Origin of the sequence: Neobacillus sp. DY30, assembly GCF_030123065.1 — a bacterium.
Taxonomy (GTDB): domain Bacteria; phylum Bacillota; class Bacilli; order Bacillales; family Cytobacillaceae; genus Neobacillus.
Window position 1 is genome coordinate 3,199,267 of the sequence record NZ_CP126093.1, and the last position, 23,703, is coordinate 3,222,969.

Here is a 23,703-nt window from a genome sequence, read left to right on the forward strand (position 1 = left end):
ATATAACCTCCTAATTTAAATGTAAAATTTCTTCTGGAAACACCTTACTGTTAATAACAGTATACTGTTAATAACAGTATTATGCCTCTGACAGTATGTCCTTTTTTTGAAATTTTTTTATTCAATTTTTCAGTTCAGTTTTGTGTAGGGTTAGTTGGATGGTGACTTGATTTAGGACTTGAAGTGCTAGCGGCATAAAATTTTTCAGGTGGAGTCCTTGGTTTTTTTATTTATAATTTAATAGATAGAAAAACACTCCAATACGAGATGCAAGTGAAACAATAGCTTGAATTTAAACTTTTATACTTAACAATAAGTAAACGATCACTTATACTACTCGGGGTTGCCAGCATGTTTTATAGACAAGGGTAAAACAACAGCCATTGATAATTCGTTCTATCAATGGCTGATTGGATATGGTCGTTAAAGCTTAACATGATTCTAAGTTAAAATTTAATTGAATGTTAATTAATATTTTTAAAGAAATGAAAAGTAATCCTTTAAGAAACTTCCCGTTTAATATTTGAGAAATTCCTGGTAAAGCAATACTCCAAAGGACGCTTTCAGTTGATTTGTTTTCTTCATTATATTTCCCTCTAAGTATTAGCTAATTTATCATGGTCCACTACTTTTGGTGGTTGTTCCATCCAACCATAATCGATCATTATGTTTGCAGCGTCTTCTGTATATTTTAGAACTTCCCCTAAAATTCGGAGGTAATTTGTAGATAAATCACGTCTAGAACTTGTTGACAAGCTTGTTCCGTAATATCCAATGGCGCCGGCGGCTAGTGCATTTACATGAAACATCATTAGTTTATCGGAAAAAGGGGAAACCGTTGAGTTTAATACTTGGTTATCCCAAGACACAGAAGCAGGAAGGGAATTTTCAATTAAAACAGAACTATAAATTTCAATATGCTTTGAAGCAATTTCTTTTCCTCTTGCCATAAAGCGACCCACTTCTTTTGATTTTGCCACTTGACTAAAGCCAATGAATGTTGCCCTAGCTAACACATTTCTTTGAAGATTAGCATAAAGATTCGTTATTTCTGGCGTAGTAAGTGATCTACGATCTCCAAACCAACCGGTTAAAAAATTTTGTTTTCCAATAAAATCGACATTTTTGGGGGTCGTAACATATGGTGCTCGTATATAGAGACCTTTAGATAGTAAAACATCTCTTGTTTTTTTGAGAACTTTCTTCGAATCATCAATGCATGTTGAAAAATAATCATATACATCCGAACGTGTTGATAAGCTTAGCGATATGCTATATGCATTTAAACCTATTGAACTCCATTGTTGAAGATAATAAAGAAAATAAGGATCCGAAAATAATCTTGGAGCTGTAGTATCAACATCTTCCTCTTCTTTAAATCCATAGGGAATGGGAAATTCATCACCGTTAAAGATTAATGTTAGTTTTTTTATGTGTGCCTGTGCTAACTCTAGTGCATGTTCTACTAAAGGACGAATCTCAGGATCCTCCGCTTTTTCCAAAAAGTATTTAAGGACACAAATTGACAGGCTATCACTCATATAGGCAGACCATAGCTGTGATATTTCAGCTGACGTTAGTTTAATGTTATTTTCACTTTGCATAAGAGGCTTCCTCCATTAATTTGAAATGCAATCCTCATGTTATGTTTCCTAATAATGTAATTAAATATTTATCCATATGAATGCCAATATGAAAGATTATACTTAAAGTAACGTGTGCAAGTACTTCAGATACAGCTGTCATTTACTGGTGGCTGTTTTTTATTTTGCTAACGGGGCATATTAGTTGAAGAAGGTTTGATATCACTTTGTGTCAATCCATATTATTTTGGAAATTTGATTACAATAAACATAAATTACAAATTATAGGATGAAAAAAATGAAAAAAAATACGGATAGATTAACTTCACCAGAAATAGCAAACTTGTGGACCCATTACATACGTGAGACAATGGGTATTTGTGTGATCAAGTACATGCTAAGGACCATTCAAGACTCTGAGATAAAGAACTTTTTTCAAACTGCCCATAAACTTGGTCAAACCCATCTAAACAAGCTGAATGAATTATTTATTCAAGAAGATTTTCCAGCTCCTAAAGGGTTTAATGAAGAAGACGTTAATTTGGGTGCTCCTCCTTTGTTTACTGATCTTTTTTGCTTAAATTATATTCATACTATGTCCATGCACGCAGCGCAGTCTTACAGCCTTGCTTTTACTCTTTCCATTCGTCAAGACATTAGAGATTTCTATTACCAATGTAATATTAACACTATGAATTTATATAACGAATCCTTGGCGATTCTTGTGAAAAAAAATCTTATTGATAAACCCCCATTGTATTCAACACCAGACAAAGTTCATTTTATCAACAATTTTGATTATGTAACGGATTTATTTGGTAATAAAAGAACCATGAATACTCTTGAATGTGGAAATATATATTTTAATTTAGAAAAAAGTGCCATTACAAAAGGATGTCTTATTGCCTTTAGACAAGTGTGTAAAGATAAAGAAGTAAGTAGGTTTCTAGAAAAGTGTATTAATGCAGCTAATAAACACATTGGCATTTTTTCGAAATTATTACTAGAAGAAGACCTTCATATACCTCGTACATTTGACTCAGAAATAACAAATTCAATTGTAGCACCCTTTTCTGATAAACTAATGTTGTTTCATTCAGGATTTTTATTTGCTGCTGCTATATCCTATTACGGTACTGCTGCGATTTACAGTATGAGAGCAGATATTGCAACGCTATGTGAAAAAGCAATTTTAGATGATCTCCTTGTTTATGGTAGTTTTGGTAAGTTAATCATTAAAAAAAATTGGATGGAGCAACCTCCTTATGCGAATGACAGGAAAATCATAAATAACTCAATAATGTAAAAAATAGAGATAAAGTTGGAGCTGCCATTTTGGCAGCTCTACTTGTTCCACTAACGAACAGGATTATGTTAAAATCAGTTGAAAAAATAAGGATTGATTAGGTTGGTACATGTAAAATTTGGGGATGTTTTTGAAATTGTAACACCTAATGGTATCGAAGGGACAAAAAGACAATCACTCTACATCAATGACAGGCGCCAACAACTGTGAGGAGTGGTGCTTTTTATTTTGTTTAAATCAAAAAATAAATGATACTAAATACTCTCATTAGGAATACTAGGAACCTAAAAGGAGGTTTATAAAAAGTGCATGATCTAGATTTACACCATATTTTCGAACTTGGACTGATATTGGTTATGATCGCAGCCGGTATTACTGCCATCGCCAAAAAATTAAAGCAACCTTACCCAATTGCATTAGTAATTGTTGGGACTCTTATAGGTCTTGTTAACATTCCAGCTTTGGATCCATTAAAGGAGTTTATTACAGAAGGTGAAGTTTTCAATTTTGTCATTATTACGTTGTTCTTGCCTGCATTATTAGGTGAAGCGGCTTTAAAGCTTCCCTATTCCCAATTAAAAGAGAATAAAAAGCCCATTCTTGCTCTAGCTTTTGGGGCAACTCTTTTATCCTTTCTCATTGTCGGTTTTTCAACGATGTGGCTTTTTGGTTTTTCGATTCCAACAGCGTTTGTTTTTGCGGCTTTAATGAGTGCCACTGACCCTGTAAGCGTTATATCCATTTTTAAAAGTGTGGGTGTAAACAAAAGGCTGGCAATTGTTATTGAAGGAGAAAGTTTATTTAATGATGGACTTGCGGTTGTACTTTTTAAAATTTCCGCATTTTATTTACTTACTTATATTGATCTTGGAGTTATAGGTGTAGGCCATGGGTTATGGGAATTCATTAAGGTAATCTCCCTTGGGCTAATCATTGGCGGTGCATTAGGATATGGTTTCTCAAAATTAACCAGTTACTTTGACGATTATCCATTGGAAATCATCTTTAGTATTATTCTATTTTACGGTTCATTCATACTGGCTGAAACCGTACATGCATCAGGTGTAATTGCTGTTGTGGTTGCTGCTCTGATTTTTGGAAATTACGGAGCGAAAATTGGAATGAGCCCAACGACGAAGTTAAATATAAATAATTTTTGGGATGTTACAGCACTGCTAGCCAATTCAATCGTATTTCTGATGGTAGGGTTGGAGATAACCAGGATTAACTTAACAGATAAATGGGGGTTAGTTTTTCTCGCCATTTTTATCGTACTAATTGCAAGAAGCTTTGCCGTATACATAAGCCTTTTATTCATCAAGAATTTCCCAACCACTTGGAAACACATTATCAACTGGGGAGGTCTGAAGGGGTCATTATCCATTGCTCTTGTACTAAGTCTTCCACGTAATTTTACAGGGTGGGAGGAAATCTTAATTATTGCGTTTAGTGTGGTATTGTTCTCTTTAGTGTTTCAAGGACTTTCAATAAAACCTCTATTATCGGTTTTAGGGGTTAATAAAAAGGAAGAAGGGTTTAAGGAATATGAAGAAATTATAGCACGGGGGCATAGATTCGAAACAGCTATAACAGAAATACAATCAGTCAGAAAAAAATTGTATATTACAGAAACAGCATCGAAAGAGATTATTACACAATACGAACAAGAACTTTTAGTATTACAGAACAAAATGGAGATAATTTTTGAGAAACATCCCAATCTAAAAAAAATACAACAAACCATCTTACAAAAATATGCATTATACGCACAACACGAAGCCATTGAAAAGTTGGAAAAAGAGGATATTATTTCAAATGAAGTAGCAGAAAACGAACACAACGAAATTACTGACAAGCTAGTGAAATTAGAAGATTTACCCTAATATGTCGAATAAATCCCTAGTACATTAGCTAGTTGGGGAAATATGTATTTTATTTCGTTACTGGAGAATCGTCACCTTTTCTGCTTACTACAAATTCAATTTATAAACGTTAAACCTTGAGTGAACCATAATGAGAGAGTATGCATGATTCTTTTGGCGGTATAATTTTTTATAAAAACCCTTTTAGACCTTATATCTATTCAGTACCTCTTTTTGGTGTTATAGATATAACATTTTTTACCTAGTTATTTAAGGGAGAGTTTATATTATGAAATTGTTTAAAAGAAACATGTGTAACAGGGTTGGCTGTTGTGGATACGGGAACAACCTTTACTTTATTTGGAGAAATTGTTCTCCTCTGTTTGATTCAGATTGGTGGTTGGGGATTTATGACCACAGGAATTTTTATGTTTATTATCTTAGGTAAGAAAATTGGATTAAAGGAACGTTTGTTACTGCAGGATTCATTAAACGTATTTACACTTGCAGGAGTAGTACAATTATAGGTTAATAAAAAGAAAATCATAAAATAAAGATGATTGCAGTAACAACTCCAAAAGATGCAGAAATAAGTAAAATTCTCATTGAAACAATTTCTGCCTTTGCCACTGTTGGTTTATCAGCAGGTTTAACTTCTGATCTTTCACCAGAAGGAAGGATATTGATTACCATCATGATGTTTATTGGGAGGCTTGGTCCTTTAACCATGGCTTTTGCTCTTTTGAATACTCGCAAAGAATCCAAGGTGAGATATGCTGAAGAAAAAATATTAATTGGATAGGGAAAGCAGAGATAAAGAATCTATTCAGTAATCACAACTGCAAGGTCATCATGTTGAATGACAAAATCACCTGGAGGATTAACATGAGTTTTCTCTCCTCTTTTTATACCAACTAACATTTTATTTTTTTTAAAAAAAAGATTACATGCCTCATAAAATTGTTTGCCAACTATCCCATCGACAGGTTCACAGGTTAAGAGGTGGTGGTTATCAGAATCACGAATTACGTTCAAGATGGAAACCATGGTAGAGTGAGATTCGAGACTGTTAAGTATAAGAGAGCTTGTAAGGACATTGGATTGGATAATCTCATCTGCTCCTGCTCTTCTTGCATTGTCCACTTGTTCAGAGGTAAGAATCTCTGCGATGCAGCGAATAGTTGGGTGTGTTCCTTTTATCGCTAACAAGGTAATAATAGTATTCATGTCTGCATACAATTCGTTTTTATTTTGATCAGCAGTTATCACTACACATTGTGCTTGTTGAATGTTTGCCTTTAATAAAATGTCGTCTAAATTGGCACGACCTTTTATAAAATGTACATTTTTGTATTCAGTTGGCATAGCTTCCAATGTTTCATCAATAAGAACCACTTTTTTAGATTGATTCTTTTTATACATGGAAGCAATCAATTCTTTGGACCGTTCATTCCATCCGATTATTATCATGTGTTGATTCCCCTTAAAAAAGAGTTTTCCTTCAATATAGGCTGCTTGCATTGTTACAGCAACTGTAGCCAAGCTAACAAAGTAAGACGAGACTATAGCAATCCCTACTACCATAAGGATAATTCCTGTAATTCTTCCCGCAACTGTTTCTGGAACATAATCCCCATATCCAATAGTTGCTGTTGTAACAACTGCCCACCAAATTCCATCAAAAACAGTAGGGAAGTTATTTGGTTCTATTAAATGAATGATGTATCCAAAGATTATTATAATGAATGAAGCTAACAAAAAAATTCTTACGACAACGGGTAGTCGTAAAAACTTACCTAACCAATGCTGGATCATCTTTTCCCACCTCATAAAATTCATTCACACTTCATTATTTCCGAATTTTCCATTATGCATAATAACAAAGTTGATATGTTTTGAAATACATTTTATTAATACCGGTAAAAGGTTTTAATTAATTAAAATCTAATTTGTTGATTATGGTAATGAATGATTTATTTATTGGCAAAATATATGGTATGAATTAGCAACTGGGGGAAATCGGTATCAGGAGCCAGCCTTTTTTAGTTTCTATTTTTCGACATTTTTCTGCGTTCTAAGAAGTGTAAAAAATACATAAAAGATTCGAATCATAAAATGTTTGTTGATTTTATTGACTTTACCATTCATTAGCCGTTGCTAGAGAGTATATTAATTTTTATTAAGTTGAGAATTTGTCAAATCTTGACCTTTTTTTTAGCTTTATTAATTTTTGAATTATTTGTAAAATATAAAAAAGTCAAATAACATTTGTAGAATATCGAAATGAAATTGGATTTATTAGTTAAGTGAGAATTATAAAAAGGGGAAAGATCAAAATGTACAAGTATACAATCTATGTAACACATAACGGTAAAGTTTATCAAACCAACGTAATCGCTACAAAAAACCAAACAGAAGAAGAAGTTTATCGTATAGCAAAGGAACAAGTTCTTAAACAATGGGATAATTAAATTAGGGATCCTGGGATTAAAAGGATTCGAAATGGAATTTCAACTTGAAGAATAGATTATTGGATAGCTCCCTTTATCTGAATATCCCCCTACCAATAGCGGCTTGGGCGGATTTTATGAAAAATACTAATCATATATAAATATAATAAGAGGAGTTGGTGGGTATATGATGAATACTAATAACCTTACTATAGAGGAGTTGGAAAGACGTATAGCTCATTTTGAGGAACGTCTTACGGATTTTATTATTACAGACGAACAAAGAGAGTTAATCAAAGAATGCTTAAGGGAACTAAAGAACGCTAAAGAGCGCAAGGCTTCCTAAACCTTTTCAATAAAATAATCCAAATAAATTAAGTAATAGAAGTTCCAATACCATCACTTTCGTGTTTAGCTTACTTCTTCTGTTCTGCAAAATCCTTCGGGTAATAGAGTGCGTTACGGTGTTATTGAACTTATGGGTTCAAAAGTGGAACTTGGGGCTGCCATCAAAGGCAGCTTTTGTTATTGAGCCAATGGGGCAGATTAGTGGACTAAGAGGGGTAAAAATCCAGCTTTCTTTTTACGTCGCATTTGAACCAAAATGCGACGTAAGTTGGTTGAAAGTGAATATGCTAAAAAAAGAGAATTCACGCAGGGTTACTCTTCTTCAACTAAAGGTGCAGTTTAGTGCAAGAAGGATTAAGGGTTTTACATAACGAATAAGTTTGATTTAAAAGATATAATTTATCTCAGGTAGTTCGCTTAATACGAAGCGAACTTATTTTTTTGGAGGTAATTGGAAATTTTATGTTCAAATAAATTTAAAAAAGGGGGAGTAATGTGAGTAAAAAGCAGAAAACCATTTTTGTTGTTTCATTATTGGTAAACGCACTTTTAATAGTTTGTTTGGTTATTGGATACATGAAAATGAGTTTAGTTCATAAAGAATTATTTTACTCAGAAGTGCAATATAAACTAGTTGAACTTGATGGTCTAGTAGAATATCAAAAAAAGAATGATTGGTCTGAACCCAACTTAGTTACAACTCAATTAGGTGATGTTTTAAATGGATTAGATGTAGCAACTAATAATGGTAAATACTCAGGTTGGCTTTCAAACGATGAGCGAATGACTATGGAGTGTCTGGATAATGCGTTAAGACAATATCCTCACGATGAATTGTATAAATTCAGGGTATTAACGCAGAGTGACAAAAATGATTTTGAAGATTTACAATCAAAACTTCAAAATGTGGGTTTTGGAATGAATATGACAATCAACAACGATTGGAAATCCTTCATCGATAAGTCAGGAAAACTGTTGGCTCTTTTAGAGAATAATTAAGTAGCTATTTATATTGCTGATTATAATGTTAATATTGAAAAAAAAGGTGTGCAATTCGCACTCCTTTTTTTACTGTTATTTTAACTTTTCTCCCCATCAACCGAACCCGTTAGTTGTCGATTCAATGCTCTTTTTAATGGAATGATTGAGCCAGTAAACAAATGGATAAGGGCACTTTGTGAAGGGTTGTACTTAAACTAAACCAGCTAACAGTTTGTAAACATTTTCCAATAAAGAGTTTAATAATCTCATGATATACTAAAAATGTTCACGCCAAATAACCTTCCTAAATTCTCTTTTTGGAAGGTTTTTGTTGTATTTAGTTAGATATAGGTCCTATGCTACATGTTTATACAAGTAGGGGGGTGAACAGTTTAGCTGACGGGATCTAGTAGTCCCACGGGGGCGACGTTCTACCCCGGCTACCGTTATAATAAAACCATATAAACAATGGTCAACCAGAAATATATCTTGCTGACCTCATAATACGAACGGGCGCTTTACTGGAATAGGACTATAGAGATGATCAAACTTTTTTATAAAAGATGATTCAATAAATAGAGAAAGAGCGTGTTTTAATCAATCTCTTTTTCAAAACACGCTCTTTCTTTTCTTTATAAGGTTATTAGTATCAATTTGATCAAACATTATTCTAAAGCTATATGAATGATAGATTGGTTGATGAGGTCTGTTAAGGCTTCAATTCCTTTTGGCAACAAATGGACACCGTCTGCTGCAAAATATTCTGGATGGTCAATAGCTTCAGAATGCCAATCAACCAACGTAACATTCTCATACTCTTGAGATTTTTTATATAATGCTTGATTCACGTTGTCTTCCCATGAGCGCGGTACACGGGTATTGACTAAATAAATATGAGCCTGCGAGAAAGCGCTGAGTAATGTGTCCATTTGATGATTAGTAAAATAACCATTTGTCCCCAGTTGAATGATGACTGCTTTATTTGGATGATTAAAATCTGCATAACCAGGGGCTAATTTGATAGCCTGTGAAACTTGTCTGCCAATTTTTGCATCAATCGTTATGTCAGGAAATAATTCTTGCAAGCTTGGAGCAATATCTATCATAACAGAATCTCCAATGGCCAGTATTCCCGTATACGGTTGATTTAGAGATATTTCATTTGTATCATTTTTCTCCTTTTGGGTTGTTTCTTTGTTCTGTTCGGTTCCTTGTATAAAATCTTCGCCATGATCTTGATCGGAAGGATTTTTCTCGGATGCAGTGCTTTCCTGATTCGTATCGTTATTTTTACTGCCGGAAGACGCTTCACCCTTTATTTTTATATTAGCTGGATATGACGCCATTGCATACTTATGTTCTTCACCTTCTACCACACCCGTGATCCCGGTAATAAACACCAGAAGGGCTAAAGGGATGAGCCCCGTTACTATTTTTCTGCCAAAAGAAAAGCTACTCCACTTTATCCTATTGATGACAAAGTACCTCAGAAAAAATGATCGGAATCCATGTTTTCGAATCGGCATTTCAATAATACGATAAGACAGTTCCGCAATGATGAATGTAATGGCTAGTTGCAAACCGACACGCCAGTATGCAGGATTTCCTATTTCATAAACGGGAGTGCTAATCACGATCACTGGGTAATGCCAAAGGTAGATTCCGTAAGATCTTGTACCTATCCAGCGTAGAGGTTTCCAAGCGAGTAATTTCCCTAAAAAGCTTGCTGGATGACAAACACAAGCGATCAGGATCGCAGCATTCATACAAATCAGGACCATGCCTCCTCTGTACAAAAACACCTGATATTCATCTACAAACAATACGAAAAAAATGAAGATGACCAATGAAATGATACTTGTTATATTCAGTGTATTGTGAAGCTTGACAGAAAGCTTTTTGGACGAGAGTCTCTTCATTGGCCAAACAAGAGCCAACCAGCAGCCAATCAACAGTTCAAATGAACGGGTATCGGTCCCATAGTAAACACGACTGGGATCTGTCCCGGGTTCATAAAGCAGACCCATTAACATGGCAGAACAGATTGCACCGCTAAAGACATAAATCGCAAACTTGCTTTGCTTATTACATATGTATAGACCAATTGCCAACACAATCGGCCAAATGATATAAAATTGCTCCTCTATTGCTAATGACCATAAATTCTTCAATGGTGAAGGGGAGCCAAAACTATCAAAATATGAAACTTCATGAAAGATAAACCACCAATTGCTTGTATAAAAAATAGAAGAAAGTGCATCTCCTCTTACTGTATGAAGAAGTTCTTTGTTAAATAATGTCACCCAAACGATAGTAACCAAAATCATAACATATGCTGCTGGAAGTAGACGCTGCATCCGTCCAATCCAAAAATCACGCAAATTAATTGTAAATCGCTGTCCTTGTGCCGGCAACATAATAGACGTGATTAAGTATCCTGATAAAACAAAAAAGATATTTACTCCGAGGAACCCTCCTCTAGCCCAGCTGAAGTTAAAATGGTAAGCCATGACAAATAGTACTGCTAAAGCTCTAAGTCCATCCAATCCATGGATATAACGGTGATTTTGTGTCTTGCCTGACATAATCTACTCCTCCAATAATCTGTACTGCTCCTCATGCGTGTCATGATTTTTAAAATTAAGGGAGAGGAGCAAAAATCATTCCCTGAATAGACGTGACCACCCAATCATTTAGTTTCATAAAAAAGATAAAAAAATAATAACACAGACTATATTTTTGAAAGCAAACTATTCAACATCGTTTGTTTAAAGAGATAAAATAGAGTGGCCAAATTTTAAACCCAGAATTTAATTTTTTAGGTGGGCCGAATTCTGGAATATGCGAATGAAACTTTTTAGTGGCGTTTCTTCGTCTAAACTTCGAACAGCTTATAATAATAAAATGTAATTTTGCAAAAAGGGGCTTTTTAAACGAATGAAGAAAAAAGATGTGAATGAACTATTCGTCACCTGTATGAATGATCACAAAGAGGATTTTTATCGTTTGGCGTTCAGTTATGTGAAAAATCAAGAGGATGCATTGGATATTGTCCAGGAATCAATAAAAAAAGCACTTATCTCTATCGAAGCGATTCAAAAATCTGGATCGATCAAAAGTTGGTTTTATAAAATTGTCGTTCGTACGTCGATCGATTTTTTAAGAAAGCAAAAGAAAATCACCCTTGTAGATGATCAAACGATTGACTTTTTAAGTCATGGAAAAGAAGATGCATACAATGACATTGATCTTTACAATGCTTTGGATGAATTACCCATTCAGTACAAAACCGTAATTATTCTGCGTTTTTTTGAAGATTTAAAATTGGAGGAAATCGCGGAAATTATAGATGAAAATATTAATACTGTGAAAACACGGCTTTACAGGGGATTAAAATTATTACGCATCATCATCACTGAGGAGGAGTTAATATAATGGATAAGAAATTGGAAGCTTTAAGAATAGAATATAAGAATACTCCTATCCCCGATGATTTGGATTTCATCGTGAAAAAAGCCCTCCAGCAAAAAAAGAAAAGAAATGTGAACAAGATGAAGCGTCTTATTGGGATCGGAGCAGCGGCACTGCTATTCATCACAGGAATAAATGCGAGTCCAAAACTTGCAAATGCCTTATCAGAAGTGCCTATTGTTGGCTCGCTCATCAAGGTGTTGACTTTTACAGAATTTAAAGTAGATGAGGGAACGGCCAAAATGGAAATAAAAGTACCTGCCATTACGAACATGGAAAATAAAACATTAGAATCCACCTTGAACAAAAAGTACCTGGCAGAAAGTAAAAAACTGTACAATGATTTCATGGCAGAAATAGAGGAAGTAAAGAAAAATGGCGGAGGTCATTTGGGTGTAGAAAGCGGTTATGATGTCAAAACCGACAATGATCAAATTCTTGCTGTGGGCAGGTATGTTGTAAGCACCGTGAATTCTTACTCAGAATATACGTATGATACGGTCGACAAGAAAAATGAACTTTTGATAACCTTACCGAGTTTATTTAAAGATGATAGCTATATGAACCTGATAAACGAAAATATAAAGGAACAGATGAGGAGTCAAATGGATAGAGACCCCGACAAGTTTTATTGGTTGGATGATAAAATGGGTTTTAAAACCATTGCCAAAGACCAAAGTTTTTATATTAACAATAAAGGAAAACTTGTTATCGTGTTCAATAAATATGAAGTCGCGCCAGGGTATATGGGCGTTTGTGAATTTACCATTCCGACCGATGTGATTGCCAATGCATTAGCCAGTAAAGAATATATTAAATAGCGGAATTAAAACGAAAATTCAGGGCTTGATCCCCTGAGTTTTCGTTCGTTAGGCTTTCCCGCCAATCTTTACAATCTTGATAAAAAATAAAAAAACCTCGATCTTGTTTAAATAGATAAGGGCTTTTGGAAGGAAAACGAAGATTTATTATTTGAATTGAATGAAATAATTTTTTAGGTAGAATTAGATGAAATTTATAGCAATTATGCTGAAGAAGTATTCAAATTTCTAATGTGTCTTTGTCGGAAGAACTAACACAAGAAACTTTCTATCAAGCTGTAAAATCTATTGATAGATATAATGGTGAATGTAAAATAGCAAAGCACTCCTATTATAAACATCTTGAATGTAACAAGAAACAACAAAGACATATGTTTCGAGACGAGACATTGGGTTACTTTTTACAGAGCTAAGACAAAATTAAGGGAAAGGGATAAGGAAAAAATGGGCAATAAATGCAACATAGTGAGAGATTTACTCCCATCTTATATCGATAACTTGTGTTGCAAAGATAGTATAGTTTTTATTGAGGAACATATGAATTCGTGTACCGAATGTAGAGAAGTATTAGAAAGTATGAAAAATAATGTTGACCTTAATGATGAAATAGACGAAGTGTATAAAGTGGAAGTAAAAAGACCATTTCAAAAAGTATCTATGTTCTTCAATGGTCAAAAGAAAGGGGGAGAGCACAATTTCAAAAATTCTAATTCAATAGCTATCGAATCACATCTTGAGTTCTTCTGGTGGCATGGAAGTGATTTAGATGATAAAAATTTACAACCTTATCCGATCAGGAATTTAATAAAAAACTATCTAAACGGAAAAAACGATGTTTGGTGGGAGAGTTCGTTAAACTTAGAAATTGATGATTCAAACAGAAGTTAAAATTTTCTCGTTAAGCTAAAGGCAGCATTCATTCAATAAGGGATGCTAATTGCAGCTAAAAAATTGATGTTGCTACATTACCTTAAATTGATTGAAAATATATCATGATAGCCAAGCACCGTCCTTTCTCTACATTTTGTAATAGGGGAAGGGTGGTGTTTTAGATGGGAATTACACCAAACGGACCTTGAAAGAAAAAATTGTAACGTTATATCTTCTTTTGTAGAAAACTACCAACTAGCACATTATTCATGCTAAAGTGAACAAAACATATCTGAGGAGGAAGGGTAATGCAGTATATTGATAGTTTCGGTTGGAGCTTAAATATAATTCTAATGATTTGTTTTGTTATAGCATTATTGGCACTAATGAGAAAACCGAGAGAATACCGAAAAAACAGAAAGAAGAAAATGTGAAGAAATGTACTTAAATAAACGAGGGTATTTAATTTTCTTGAACAATAATTTAATAATAAGATAATTGGGTATGAAGCACTCTCCCATCTTGGTAATTTTCATTCAAGGGATGTTATTTCGTGGATGGAGAATCAAGTTAAATTTCCTGTAGACGGTTGGGACGAACTATTCGTAAGATCAAATTTTTCGTGGTTTGACTTAGAAAGGTGGGCCTCTTTAGAAGAGAAGCATGAAGCAACTGCAATTCATGCATTAGAAATATATGCCCAAGAGAAGCTCGAAAATAATGATTACCCTTATGTTATATCAGGTCTCCCGTCAAAATCGGAATTTATTGATTTTCTTGTTAAATTACGTGCTAAACAAGTTTTAAAAAAGCGAATTCTACTCATAGAGATTGTTATACAAAACATAAATATATTTTATTAAGTTTATGAAACATTGTACTTAAACAAACGGGTAGCGGTTTACCTTTTTTTAATAGATTCTATTATATCAGTAGCCAAGGTAGGGCGTACGGGTGCGTGGGACAATAATCCCGTCAACTGAACTGTCCGCCCCCTATTGTAGAAACATGGTTGAGACTGGTTGGGCACATTTCGTATAACAAGCGAAGCTATGTATACTTCAAGGTGGAATAGAGGTTACTGGTAACTAATGAAAGACCTTCCAATAGAAGTGAGGAAGGTTATTTGGTGTGAGTATTTTTAGTATAGGATTAATTTTTTTGTATTTTAATGGAAAATATTTACATCCAATTAGCTGGTTTAGTTCACAAGCTACCAAAAAGTTTTTAAAAAGTGGCTCAGTAAGTGAACTGATCAGTTTTATTTTTATTTGCAAAACATTTTGTAGAAAACGTCTTAAATGGTTGTTTTGAACTTGTCTACATAAAGTAAAAGTTAGTATTACAGTTATAAAGTAATAGAGGTTTTAACAATAAAAAATCAGTTACTTATTACAATCCCTGGGTGGTTCCTCGGGCTTATTGTGCTCTTCCATTTTCCTGAATTGAATATCATCACTAATTTTCTTTTCATCCTGGTTTTTCAATGCGAGTACTGCCGCCTTCCCGTCACTGGGCGACCCATCTGAAAAATACATAGGAAATAGTGAGAAAAAAAGAATATAAAATGAGAAATAGGTAAACTGAGACCAAAAAACTGACTTATTTAGAATTCCTTGAGAAATGAGGGCATGAACCAGAAAAATACTTATCAGGTTGAATAAAGACCCACCAAGGTATACTAAGGTGTTCGTGACACGGTTATCATGCCTTAACGATTTAAACTCGCAGGCCCCATTCCAGAAGTAATATTTCCTCACCTCAATATTCCAAATGGAAAATACCATTGGCCCGCATCCGATTATGATTTTTTTCTCTAATCCTCTGAAAAGCGTAACGAAAAAAATATGCCCGCTTAAATGGATTAGAGTAACGAAAGGCAGAATTACGAAAAAAGAGATTAGAAATTTTATTATGTCTGCAAATCCAAACATGATGATCCTCCTAAAATATCTATGTAGGAAATGTAATTTCGTATGAGTAAAGAACATTAATTTATGTACCCGGTAAATAAAGATTGTAACTAGAAAAAATTTGCAGTGCTGGATACATAAACGTTTTATTAGAAAACAATAAAATGAATGAGTGTTTGGGTTGAAAACTTTGAAATGTTCGCTGGAGGATAAGTAATTCAATGATCAGACTTGGAAGTTGTCGATTTTCGTATGGAGGAGTCATTTGTTTTTTATAGCTAGAATATAGATATAGATATATTAGACTCTAAACTACGATTAAGGTGGATTCGAAATGAACAAGAGAGTTCTATTTGATTTTGAAATCGAATTTACGAATGGCGGTGGAATTCAAGGCCAGGAATTCCGTCTTGATATTGATGGAGATGATATTTCAGACGAAGATTTAGCTAGGTATATAGTAGAAGATATGAGATTATTAATGGTTGGTAAAGTAAAGATTCTTAACAAGAAAATCATAAATGAAAAGCATAAAAGAAGACCTGCTGACGACGAAATATAATTTATTGTACTGTACTTTAGGCTGCCAAATGAGGCAGCTTTTCTTTTTGATTAACTATGCATGTTTTTTCCTTAATATGGATTTATATGATGAGTTAGAAAAAAATACATCGACCAAGGGTCAGGATATAAAACTTGTAAAATGGGAGTTTAATAAGAAGAACTGGGCTGTTGTCGTAAGACACAAACAATGCAGTATAGAGGAGAGATTAACAAAATTATTTATGAATGATGACCCTAGTACCAATCGGAACTTGAGATGATAATTCTAAAACATCATGATTAAACATTCTAATACAACCGTGAGAAACGCTTTTACCTATGGATGATGGATTGTTTGTACCATGAATTCCATAATGAGGTCTTGATAATCCCATCCATAAAACCCCAAAAACATGTCTGGGAGGATTTTGCTGCTTATTTATAATGGTGTAAGTGCCAAACGGTGTCGCAGTTAACATTTTCCCAGTAGCAATGGGATAGGATTTTAACAGTCTGTTCCCTTCATACAATCTTAATCGGTGTTTTGATGTTGATACGTCAATCCATCTCGCCAAGAAGATCAACTCCATTTTTTAATAATGTATGTAGTAACTCAAGCCTTTGTTATTTAACAGTGATTGATTGAAGAAAATTGTATGGGAAGTAACAGTACGTTGGGATTACATGCAATAGCAGAGAAGCGCTTGTTAACCAACGTGTGCATAAATCAAAAAGGATTAATGCACACGTGGATAGAGCTCTTCTTGTGCTAACGGAACGGAGCAGTATTGTTTACTAAGATTGGGGCAAAATTTAATTATGTTTAGTCTTTCTATCGCAGCACTAAAATTAAAAAGTATTAGAAATACTAAATGGGCATTTTTTTAAAATTTTTAAATAATCAATATCGATAAATGTTTATTTTCATTCATTTTGAAAGAAGATTCTAAAAGCATGGTGAAAGGAAAGAATTATCTATGGAAACAGATAAATCGCACTTAACAGCAGCGGAAATGGGAAAACTTTGGGTAGTTTATGTAGGGAATACCATGGGAAAATGTGTACTTAGTCACTTCGTTAAACATGTTGATGACACTGATATTAAAAGGGTATTAGAAATTGCTTTAGGTTTAAGCAAAACCTATATACGAGAGATTAAAACGATATTTCAGCAAGCCGACTTTCCAATTCCATTAGGATTTACCGATGATGATGTGGACTTAGAGGCACCAAAATTATTTTACGATGAATTTTATCTTTATTATTTGCAATATTTAGGTAAAGCAGGGATGAGTATTTATAGCGTTGCTATTCCTTTGGTGACAAGGAAAGATGTAAGGGACTTTTTTCTCAATAGTCTTAGTGACACAGCCAAATTGATGAGTGATGTGAATGACTTGTTACTATCAAAGGGAAAATTAATGAATTCACCAATCATAACAACACCAGAAAAAGTAGATTTTGTTAATAAACAAAATTTCTTGAGTGGTTTTTTTGGTAAAGTTAGACAACTTCAAGGATTGGAAATTGCTCATCTATACGGAAGTATTAACAACGATGTTACTAGTAAAGCCCTCATTCTTGGATTTATTCAGGGAACAAGAAATGAAAACGTTAAAAAGTATTTAGAGCGTGGAAAAAATATTAATCAAAAGCATATCGAGCTGCTTTCGGACAAATTAAATAAAGATAGCATTCCTTCGCCCACACTGTTAGACCATTTGGTAACGGCATCAACCATACCGACATTCTCAGATAAGCTCATGATTTATCATAAAATTGATATGTTCTCAATGAAAATTAGAGAATATGCAAATGGTTTGTCACTTAATGGAAGAAAAGATATTGGTATCTTATTTGCAAAATGTCAATCAGATGTTGCATTTTATGTAGAAGATGGAGCCAATATTTTGATAGACCATGGATGGCTGGAGCAACCTCCAGAAGCACTTGACCGAGACAATTTATCTTCAAAAGAATAATACCACGGCTTTATTTGATCGTTATATAACTGCACAAAAAGAGGCTTCATTCAATACCTTATGAGTAGCCTCTTTTTTATGAAGGGTTTAAAAGATTGTGTACTTATTCACTTAAAGTAAAGGGTAACTGAAGCATGTTAGTTGATGAAGCGTTGTACTTCCGTAAGTAGATTAATTCAAGAAGGAGCACGCAAGATTAATGTAGAATACACATAGTATGATATGGAGGGAGGGCTTATGGATTTAGAAATACATAGTGATTTTACGAAGGTAAATCTTGATGAAATGAAAGATATCTATGTTTCTGTTGGGTGGACAAAGCATTCAAATGAGATGATTAAACAAGTATTCGAAGCAAGTAATGTCTTTGCCTTTGTTACTTTAAATGGTCGAGTTGTTGGATTTGGAAGAGCTATGAGTGATGGAGTTTTTAATGCTGCAATATACGACGTTTTAGTACATCCAGAGTTCCAAAAACAAGGGATAGCGAAAAGAATAATGGAGTATTTACTTGCCAAACTAAGTAAGGTTTCGTGTGTTCACTTAATCTCAACAACTGGAAATGAAGACTTTTATAAGAAACTCGGATTAAAAAAGACAAAAACAGGAATGGCTAGGTACCTCAACCCGATTCTAGCTAGTGAGTATTTAGAATAGTTTTTTTCTTTTTATTCTGCCAGGTGTATTGATCAAGATCACTAGCTGCTTCGGCGGCTTTTTAGCTTGTTCCACTAACGGGGCAGAATAATTCAACAAGGATTAAAACTTATTGGCTGGGTAAGTTCATTATAAGATACATGCAATCAAGGAACAAATAATAAAAACTTAATCCAAAGGAAAAGGAGAAATGAAAAATGTCAATAGCAGTCATATACGGGGGAACCCGTCATAATGGAAATTCGGAGTTGCTGACAGAATACGTCATTCAAGAATTAGCTTCAGAAAAAATTCACTTAAGAGATTTTAATATCCAACCAATAATAGACATGCGTCACTCGAAAGATGGTTTTCAGGACAGAAATGATGATTATAATTCTATAATCGATCGTATACTCCCACATGACATATTAATTTTCTCTACCCCCATTTATTGGTATAGCATGTCAGGAACAATGAAAAACTTTATTGATCGGTGGTCCCAAACCTTAAGGGACCCAAAATATCCTGATTTCAAGAATAAAATGTCATCTAAAAAAGCATATGTTATAGCTGTTGGAGGAGACGAACCTCATTTTAAAGGACTGCCTATGATTCAGCAATTTAATTACATTTTTGATTTTATGGGAATTGAATTTGCCGGATATATTATTGGAAATGGAAACAAACCTGAGGAAGTACTTCAAGACAAAGGTGCGCTTTTCGCAGCTACTCAAATTCGAAATAAAATAACTGAAAAAAATGAAATTAATGGTTTATAACATGGAAGGAGTCATTTGTTTTTGATACCTAGAATATAGATCGTTTAGACTCTAAAAACTACGATTAAGGTGGATTCGAAATGAACAAGAGAGTTCTATTTGACTTTGAAATCGAATTTACGAATGGCGGTGGAATTCAAGGCCAGGAATTCCGTCTTGATATTGATGGAGATGATATTTCAGACGAAGATTAGCTAGGTATATAGTAGAAGATATGAGATTACTAATGGTTGGTAAAGTAAGGATTCTTAACAAGAAAATCATAAATGAAAAGCATAAAAGAAGACCTGCTGACGGCGAAATATAACTAAACTGAAAAAACTTGCTATTTTGAAATTCCATTGGTTGCTCGGATTGTCGGCGTTGCTGATGCATTTGATTCGATGATTTCCAAACGCGTTTATAGAAATCAATTGGATTTGAATTTTGCGCTTAATGAGATTCGCCAAAAAAAGGGAACACAGTTTGATCCAGAAGTGGCGGACGCTTTCCTCAGCATTTTTGAAGAAAAGGCTATAAAAATGGAGCGCACGGCTATGAATTTAGTGAAATCACACAAAAAAACATAAACTATATCAAAATCGCTTTAAGCGTTGTTAACAAAATGGGATAAGAAATCAAACTCTTTTCCCATTTTGTTATGATTTTTATCATGTAACATAATGACGAAGTATGCGGATACATTACATATTTTTTGGGAGGATTAAAGTCAGCTCTGTCTGACTCAAGGGCTCAATCAGACAGATCCAGCTATTCCTTGGTGCAAGGCTGTCAAAATCAAGGGTACATACTGAAAAAAATAGTAACCTTTTCTTACAATGTTGGCAGTTTAAGAGAAGAAAGAAAGAAGCATAATATTTTTTAGAAAGAATTGACAATTTCGCTGTATTAACCATATAATACACCTATACTGTATTAATCATATAGTACACTTTAAGTGTATGAACCAATTAATACATACACGAAACAGTGACTTCAAATGTCATATAGGAGTTGTTTCCATGAATGTAAATTTTAATAATCGTGACCCAGTGTATTTGCAAATCATTCGTTATTTTAAAGAGAAAATTGTCAATGGTGAGCTGACGCCTGGAGACGAAATTCCATCGAGACGGGAGCTGGCTGGTAGGATGAAAGTGAATCCTAATACCGCGCAGCGGGCGTATAAGGAAATGGAGGAACAAGGGTTGATCTATACAGAGCGGAATCATCCTAGCAAGATTACAACAGATACAAAGATATTAAGTAAAGTGAGAGAAGAGTTGATTTTGGAAGCAGTAGATACATTTGTGACATCTGTCCGTTCCATTAATGTACCAGTGGATGAACTGCTTGATCTGGTTAGAGCAAAGTATACGAGTAACGATGACAGGGGGCGTGACCATGATTGAAGTAAAAGAGGTTGAAAAGAGATTCGGGCGAAAGAAAATATTAAAAGGAGTGTCTTTCACAGCTAACAAGGGTGAAATTACTTGTTTAATAGGGATCAATGGAGTCGGGAAGACGACCATTTTAAATGCCATTATGGCGCTTACCCCCATTCATAAAGGACAGATTCTGATAGATGGAAAACCGATTGATAAATATACATTCGAAAAAATCACCTTTATTCCCGATACGATTACCATGATGCCGCATATGACCATTGCAGAGGCGATGGAGTTTATGAAAGACTTTTATACTTGTTGGAATCAAGAGCGGGCAAACGAATTATTAGGATTCTTTCGATTAAATCTAAGCGAACGAATTTCCTCCTTATCAAAAGGAAATACAGCAAAGGTTAATCTTTTGCTTGGGTTAGCATTGGATGTGGATTATGTCTTAATGGATGAGCCATTTTCAGGAATAGACATCTTCAGCCGAGAGGAAATTGCCAATGTGTTCACCAGTCATTTGATTGAGAATCGAGGCGTCATCATTACAACACATGAAGTAGCAGATATTGAACATTTAATAGATAAGGTTGTTTTACTAGATGATGGAAGGGTTACCATGGAATTTAACGCGGAAGAGGCGCGTGAAATGGAAGGGAAGTCTGTCATTGATGTAATGAGAGAGGTGTATCAGCGATGAAAAATTACTTGAAACTCGTAAACTTTGAATTTAACCGTATTGCGAAACTATTTGTAGTCCTTCTAGGGATCACATTGGTATCACAGATGGCAGGAGTGTATGTGGTATCAAAAAGTTATCTAAACATAATGGATGAAAAACTCTTTAAAGAGATGATGTCACAAGCACAGTTTTTAGAAAGTTTTGGATATATGAGCTTTGCGCAGGTCGTAAGAAGTGTATGGTTCGTGGGTCCAATCGCGTTATGTATCGCTGGTGTCGCATTCTACATATTTCTTATTTGGTATCGGGATTGGGTTGGAAAAAACACTTTTATTTACCGATTATTAATGCTCCCAACAACAAGATTAAATATTTTCTATGCAAAGATTACTACGATCCTGCTCATGGCATTTGGGTTAGTCGCCTTTCAACTCATTTTGCTGCCAATCGAGATGCTGGTGATGAAAGGCATGGTACCTAAGGAATTTAGGGTGGATATGAGTGTGAAAGACATTTTAATCGGTATGCCTGAATTGAATATCATTATTCCAAGCACTGTGATGGAATTGATTTTATATTATGGAGCGGGAGTGATGGCTGTTTCTGTTCTATTTACGGCAGTCTTAATGGAAAGAAGCTTTAGATGGAAAGGGATTTTTGCCGGTCTTCTTTATAGTGCGGCTGCTGTCGTTGTACTGATCTTACCCTTACTAATACAAGAGTTTGTTCTTAACGGTTTCTTTTACCCGATTGAATTGCTGGTGCTGGAAATTCTAATGGGGATAATTGTACTTGCAGCATCTATTTGGATGAGTGGATTCTTATTAATGAAAAAGATCACCATATAAGGAGTGCGTAATATGAGGAAATATTGGAAATTCATTGCCATTATCGTGGTTATTGTGCTTAGCATTGGAACTTTTTATGTGAACGCTGCTTTGTCAGCTGAACAATATCCGGAGTTTGTGATTGAAACACAAAGCGGTGATGCGGAAGAGATAAAATCATTGGTGTTGGATGGATCCTATTCAGATACTTCCACTATGAGTTATGTAAGTACGAATGTAAAAATTACGGGGGAAGGATCTCAATATAATAGAGGTTCATTTCTAGATAGGGTAATTGGTCAGCCTGCCACGGTGATTAAAGAGTTACAGAAAGACTATCATTCTTTTATGCGCGGCAAAAATGCAGCGATTAACTCATTTTTTGAGGACAATCGGTTTCTGGCTTATGCGGATGTAAATGACCTGAGTTCATTAACGTCGCGTGAATTTAAGTTTGATATCTCTGTGTTAAACAAAGAGGATGATAACATCAACTCCTTCACGTTGGAAGTTCCAGATGATGAAGGATTAGATTATCTTGTTGTGGAAGATGTACAGTTATCTAAGGGTTGGTTATACCTGATTACCCATAACATGAAGAGAAATAATGAAAACTATTATGGTGAAAAACATATCTACTCCATAGATATGGCCAATCAGAAAATAAGCAGCCAAGAAGCCATTATTCAGGTTCCAGAAGAGCAAGGGGAAACCTATATCGACGTACAATTCATTCGAACAAGCCCGACTAAATCATATGATCAGCTGATTATGATCAAAACGGAAATACAAAATATTGAAGATGAAGAATCCAAACGGGAAAAAGTAATCAACCAGGAAGTCATTTCCTATGATTTAACAACAAAAAAGAAAGAAAAGATTAATATACCCGATTTGCAAGTAGATCAGAACCAACTGAGCTTCTTTGATGGTTCTACCGTTTACTTCATGACATTAGACGGGCAAGAGCTTGCTGTAACTCCTTATAGTTTGGTAGATAAGCAAGTTGGGCAATCATTCAGGATCCCACGAACAGGTGAAGAAGGTTTTGCGTATGCTCAAATGACAACCGTAAAAGACGGAAAAATCTATGTTGCTACCTCACAAATGAATGCAAAAATCAATGCGGATGTAATCGTTGCAGACGCGCAAACAGGAGAAACCCTTTTCAAAGGTCAATTAGCTTTCAAAGATTCATCGGAAGAACAAGGAAATTTCGAATTATACCTCCATGAAATGTATGTGGAATAAGGGAGAGGAGTAAATCCCTCTT

25 protein-coding genes and 3 pseudogenes are annotated in these 23,703 nt (G+C 34.5%); 24 read left to right on the forward strand and 4 right to left on the reverse strand.

Annotated elements, in window-relative coordinates:
* Positions 1 to 596: 596 nt before the first annotated feature.
* Positions 597 to 1,604 (reverse strand): DUF3231 family protein, encoded by a 1,008-nt coding sequence (locus tag QNH29_RS15440; RefSeq protein ID WP_283860282.1) that lies wholly within the window; start codon positions 1,602 to 1,604, stop codon positions 597 to 599.
* Between the two features lie 277 nt (positions 1,605 to 1,881).
* Here QNH29_RS15440 and QNH29_RS15445 point away from each other — a divergent pair, with 277 nt between their 5' ends.
* The 4 genes and pseudogenes from QNH29_RS15445 to QNH29_RS30475 all read left to right on the forward strand — a co-directional run.
* Positions 1,882 to 2,889: a DUF3231 family protein gene (locus QNH29_RS15445; RefSeq protein WP_283860283.1), complete on the forward strand. Its 1,008-nt coding sequence runs from the start codon at positions 1,882 to 1,884 to the stop codon at positions 2,887 to 2,889.
* Positions 2,890 to 3,194: 305 nt separating this feature from the next.
* Complete coding sequence (locus QNH29_RS15450; protein ID WP_283860284.1) at positions 3,195 to 4,772, forward strand: cation:proton antiporter; 1,578 nt, start codon at positions 3,195 to 3,197, stop codon at positions 4,770 to 4,772.
* 302 nt (positions 4,773 to 5,074) lie between these two features.
* Positions 5,075 to 5,278, forward strand: coding sequence for a hypothetical protein (locus QNH29_RS30470; protein ID WP_481858729.1), 204 nt, complete (start codon positions 5,075 to 5,077; stop codon positions 5,276 to 5,278).
* A 44-nt stretch (positions 5,279 to 5,322) separates the two neighbouring features.
* Positions 5,323 to 5,553: pseudogene (locus tag QNH29_RS30475) on the forward strand (potassium transporter TrkG); the annotation flags it as partial.
* 20 nt (positions 5,554 to 5,573) lie between these two features.
* Here the strand turns inward: QNH29_RS30475 and QNH29_RS15460 are convergent.
* Complete coding sequence (locus tag QNH29_RS15460; RefSeq protein WP_283860285.1) at positions 5,574 to 6,566, reverse strand: potassium channel family protein; 993 nt, start codon at positions 6,564 to 6,566, stop codon at positions 5,574 to 5,576.
* Positions 6,567 to 7,087: 521 nt separating this feature from the next.
* On the opposite strand from QNH29_RS15460, the gene QNH29_RS15465 reads away from it, so the two are divergent.
* The 4 genes from QNH29_RS15465 (at position 7,088) to QNH29_RS15480 (ending at position 8,548) form a co-directional block, all read left to right on the forward strand.
* On the forward strand, positions 7,088 to 7,222 hold the full coding sequence (locus QNH29_RS15465; protein ID WP_283860286.1) for a BA3454 family stress response protein: 135 nt from the start codon (positions 7,088 to 7,090) through the stop codon (positions 7,220 to 7,222).
* A gap of 166 nt (positions 7,223 to 7,388) precedes the next feature.
* Positions 7,389 to 7,547, forward strand: a complete 159-nt coding sequence (locus tag QNH29_RS15470) for a hypothetical protein (RefSeq protein WP_283860287.1) — start codon at positions 7,389 to 7,391, stop codon at positions 7,545 to 7,547.
* 118 nt (positions 7,548 to 7,665) lie between these two features.
* Entirely contained in the window at positions 7,666 to 7,920 is a 255-nt protein-coding gene (locus QNH29_RS15475) for a hypothetical protein (protein ID WP_283860288.1), read from the forward strand.
* Positions 7,921 to 8,044: 124 nt separating this feature from the next.
* The gene (locus QNH29_RS15480; RefSeq protein ID WP_283860289.1) at positions 8,045 to 8,548 is read left to right on the forward strand and encodes a hypothetical protein; all 504 of its coding nucleotides are present in this window, start codon (positions 8,045 to 8,047) and stop codon (positions 8,546 to 8,548) included.
* A 647-nt stretch (positions 8,549 to 9,195) separates the two neighbouring features.
* On the opposite strand, the gene QNH29_RS15485 is transcribed toward QNH29_RS15480, so the two are convergent.
* The gene (locus tag QNH29_RS15485) at positions 9,196 to 11,115 is read right to left on the reverse strand and encodes an acyltransferase family protein (RefSeq protein ID WP_283860290.1); all 1,920 of its coding nucleotides are present in this window, start codon (positions 11,113 to 11,115) and stop codon (positions 9,196 to 9,198) included.
* 352 nt (positions 11,116 to 11,467) lie between these two features.
* Here QNH29_RS15485 and QNH29_RS15490 point away from each other — a divergent pair, with 352 nt between their 5' ends.
* From QNH29_RS15490 to QNH29_RS15515, 7 genes and pseudogenes are all read left to right on the forward strand, one after another.
* Positions 11,468 to 11,965 (forward strand): RNA polymerase sigma factor SigV, encoded by a 498-nt coding sequence (locus QNH29_RS15490; protein WP_283860291.1) that lies wholly within the window; start codon positions 11,468 to 11,470, stop codon positions 11,963 to 11,965.
* Complete coding sequence (gene rsiV / locus QNH29_RS15495) at positions 11,965 to 12,822, forward strand: anti-sigma-V factor RsiV (protein ID WP_283860292.1); 858 nt, start codon at positions 11,965 to 11,967, stop codon at positions 12,820 to 12,822. Before QNH29_RS15490 ends, rsiV begins: the two co-directional genes overlap by 1 nt.
* Before the next feature lie 444 nt (positions 12,823 to 13,266).
* Positions 13,267 to 13,371 (forward strand): annotated as a pseudogene (locus QNH29_RS30480) (zf-HC2 domain-containing protein); the annotation flags it as partial.
* Positions 13,372 to 13,398: 27 nt separating this feature from the next.
* On the forward strand, positions 13,399 to 13,710 hold the full coding sequence (locus QNH29_RS15500; RefSeq protein ID WP_283860293.1) for an NUDIX hydrolase: 312 nt from the start codon (positions 13,399 to 13,401) through the stop codon (positions 13,708 to 13,710).
* 290 nt (positions 13,711 to 14,000) lie between these two features.
* Positions 14,001 to 14,126, forward strand: a complete 126-nt coding sequence (locus tag QNH29_RS15505; protein ID WP_283860294.1) for a hypothetical protein — start codon at positions 14,001 to 14,003, stop codon at positions 14,124 to 14,126.
* A 123-nt stretch (positions 14,127 to 14,249) separates the two neighbouring features.
* Complete coding sequence (locus QNH29_RS15510; protein ID WP_283860295.1) at positions 14,250 to 14,555, forward strand: hypothetical protein; 306 nt, start codon at positions 14,250 to 14,252, stop codon at positions 14,553 to 14,555.
* Positions 14,556 to 15,939: 1,384 nt separating this feature from the next.
* Positions 15,940 to 16,167, forward strand: a complete 228-nt coding sequence (locus tag QNH29_RS15515) for a cyclase (protein ID WP_283860296.1) — start codon at positions 15,940 to 15,942, stop codon at positions 16,165 to 16,167.
* Positions 16,168 to 16,384: 217 nt separating this feature from the next.
* On the opposite strand, the gene QNH29_RS15520 is transcribed toward QNH29_RS15515, so the two are convergent.
* The gene (locus QNH29_RS15520) at positions 16,385 to 16,723 is read right to left on the reverse strand and encodes a L,D-transpeptidase (RefSeq protein ID WP_283860297.1); all 339 of its coding nucleotides are present in this window, start codon (positions 16,721 to 16,723) and stop codon (positions 16,385 to 16,387) included.
* Positions 16,724 to 17,125: 402 nt separating this feature from the next.
* Here QNH29_RS15520 and QNH29_RS15525 point away from each other — a divergent pair, with 402 nt between their 5' ends.
* From QNH29_RS15525 to QNH29_RS15560, 9 genes and pseudogenes are all read left to right on the forward strand, one after another.
* A complete protein-coding gene (locus QNH29_RS15525; protein WP_283860298.1) occupies positions 17,126 to 18,130 on the forward strand; it encodes a DUF3231 family protein in 1,005 nt (334 codons plus the stop codon).
* A 237-nt stretch (positions 18,131 to 18,367) separates the two neighbouring features.
* Positions 18,368 to 18,787, forward strand: a complete 420-nt coding sequence (locus QNH29_RS15530) for a GNAT family N-acetyltransferase (RefSeq protein WP_283860299.1) — start codon at positions 18,368 to 18,370, stop codon at positions 18,785 to 18,787.
* Positions 18,788 to 18,984: 197 nt separating this feature from the next.
* Positions 18,985 to 19,548, forward strand: a complete 564-nt coding sequence (locus QNH29_RS15535; RefSeq protein WP_283860300.1) for a flavodoxin family protein — start codon at positions 18,985 to 18,987, stop codon at positions 19,546 to 19,548.
* A gap of 80 nt (positions 19,549 to 19,628) precedes the next feature.
* Positions 19,629 to 19,855 (forward strand): annotated as a pseudogene (locus QNH29_RS30335) (cyclase).
* A gap of 34 nt (positions 19,856 to 19,889) precedes the next feature.
* Complete coding sequence (locus tag QNH29_RS15540; protein WP_283860301.1) at positions 19,890 to 20,117, forward strand: HD-GYP domain-containing protein; 228 nt, start codon at positions 19,890 to 19,892, stop codon at positions 20,115 to 20,117.
* A 432-nt stretch (positions 20,118 to 20,549) separates the two neighbouring features.
* Entirely contained in the window at positions 20,550 to 20,939 is a 390-nt protein-coding gene (locus QNH29_RS15545; RefSeq protein WP_283860302.1) for a GntR family transcriptional regulator, read from the forward strand.
* Positions 20,932 to 21,621 (forward strand): ATP-binding cassette domain-containing protein, encoded by a 690-nt coding sequence (locus tag QNH29_RS15550; protein ID WP_283860303.1) that lies wholly within the window; start codon positions 20,932 to 20,934, stop codon positions 21,619 to 21,621. The genes QNH29_RS15545 and QNH29_RS15550 overlap by 8 nt, the downstream gene beginning before the upstream one ends.
* Positions 21,618 to 22,451 (forward strand): hypothetical protein, encoded by an 834-nt coding sequence (locus QNH29_RS15555; RefSeq protein ID WP_283860304.1) that lies wholly within the window; start codon positions 21,618 to 21,620, stop codon positions 22,449 to 22,451. Before QNH29_RS15550 ends, QNH29_RS15555 begins: the two co-directional genes overlap by 4 nt.
* 12 nt (positions 22,452 to 22,463) lie before the next feature.
* Positions 22,464 to 23,681: a hypothetical protein gene (locus QNH29_RS15560; RefSeq protein WP_283860305.1), complete on the forward strand. Its 1,218-nt coding sequence runs from the start codon at positions 22,464 to 22,466 to the stop codon at positions 23,679 to 23,681.
* Positions 23,682 to 23,703 lie beyond the last annotated feature (22 nt).

What these genes read in the sequence shown, in the direction of transcription:
- QNH29_RS15440 (WP_283860282.1), bottom strand. Translation starts at nt 1,604, where the DNA reads ATGCAAAGTGAAAATAACATTAAACTAACGTCAGCTGAAATATCACAG.
- QNH29_RS15445 (WP_283860283.1), top strand. Translation starts at nt 1,882, where the DNA reads ATGAAAAAAAATACGGATAGATTAACTTCACCAGAAATAGCAAACTTG.
- QNH29_RS15460 (WP_283860285.1), bottom strand. Translation starts at nt 6,566, where the DNA reads ATGATCCAGCATTGGTTAGGTAAGTTTTTACGACTACCCGTTGTCGTA.
- QNH29_RS15465 (WP_283860286.1), top strand. Translation starts at nt 7,088, where the DNA reads ATGTACAAGTATACAATCTATGTAACACATAACGGTAAAGTTTATCAA.
- QNH29_RS15470 (WP_283860287.1), top strand. Translation starts at nt 7,389, where the DNA reads ATGATGAATACTAATAACCTTACTATAGAGGAGTTGGAAAGACGTATA.
- QNH29_RS15485 (WP_283860290.1), bottom strand. Translation starts at nt 11,115, where the DNA reads ATGTCAGGCAAGACACAAAATCACCGTTATATCCATGGATTGGATGGA.
- QNH29_RS15490 (WP_283860291.1), top strand. Translation starts at nt 11,468, where the DNA reads ATGAAGAAAAAAGATGTGAATGAACTATTCGTCACCTGTATGAATGAT.
- rsiV (WP_283860292.1), top strand. Translation starts at nt 11,965, where the DNA reads ATGGATAAGAAATTGGAAGCTTTAAGAATAGAATATAAGAATACTCCT.
- QNH29_RS15500 (WP_283860293.1), top strand. Translation starts at nt 13,399, where the DNA reads ATGAAAAATAATGTTGACCTTAATGATGAAATAGACGAAGTGTATAAA.
- QNH29_RS15505 (WP_283860294.1), top strand. Translation starts at nt 14,001, where the DNA reads ATGCAGTATATTGATAGTTTCGGTTGGAGCTTAAATATAATTCTAATG.
- QNH29_RS15510 (WP_283860295.1), top strand. Translation starts at nt 14,250, where the DNA reads ATGGAGAATCAAGTTAAATTTCCTGTAGACGGTTGGGACGAACTATTC.
- QNH29_RS15515 (WP_283860296.1), top strand. Translation starts at nt 15,940, where the DNA reads ATGAACAAGAGAGTTCTATTTGATTTTGAAATCGAATTTACGAATGGC.
- QNH29_RS15525 (WP_283860298.1), top strand. Translation starts at nt 17,126, where the DNA reads ATGGAAACAGATAAATCGCACTTAACAGCAGCGGAAATGGGAAAACTT.
- QNH29_RS15530 (WP_283860299.1), top strand. Translation starts at nt 18,368, where the DNA reads ATGGATTTAGAAATACATAGTGATTTTACGAAGGTAAATCTTGATGAA.
- QNH29_RS15535 (WP_283860300.1), top strand. Translation starts at nt 18,985, where the DNA reads ATGTCAATAGCAGTCATATACGGGGGAACCCGTCATAATGGAAATTCG.
- QNH29_RS15545 (WP_283860302.1), top strand. Translation starts at nt 20,550, where the DNA reads ATGAATGTAAATTTTAATAATCGTGACCCAGTGTATTTGCAAATCATT.
- QNH29_RS15550 (WP_283860303.1), top strand. Translation starts at nt 20,932, where the DNA reads ATGATTGAAGTAAAAGAGGTTGAAAAGAGATTCGGGCGAAAGAAAATA.
- QNH29_RS15555 (WP_283860304.1), top strand. Translation starts at nt 21,618, where the DNA reads ATGAAAAATTACTTGAAACTCGTAAACTTTGAATTTAACCGTATTGCG.
- QNH29_RS15560 (WP_283860305.1), top strand. Translation starts at nt 22,464, where the DNA reads ATGAGGAAATATTGGAAATTCATTGCCATTATCGTGGTTATTGTGCTT.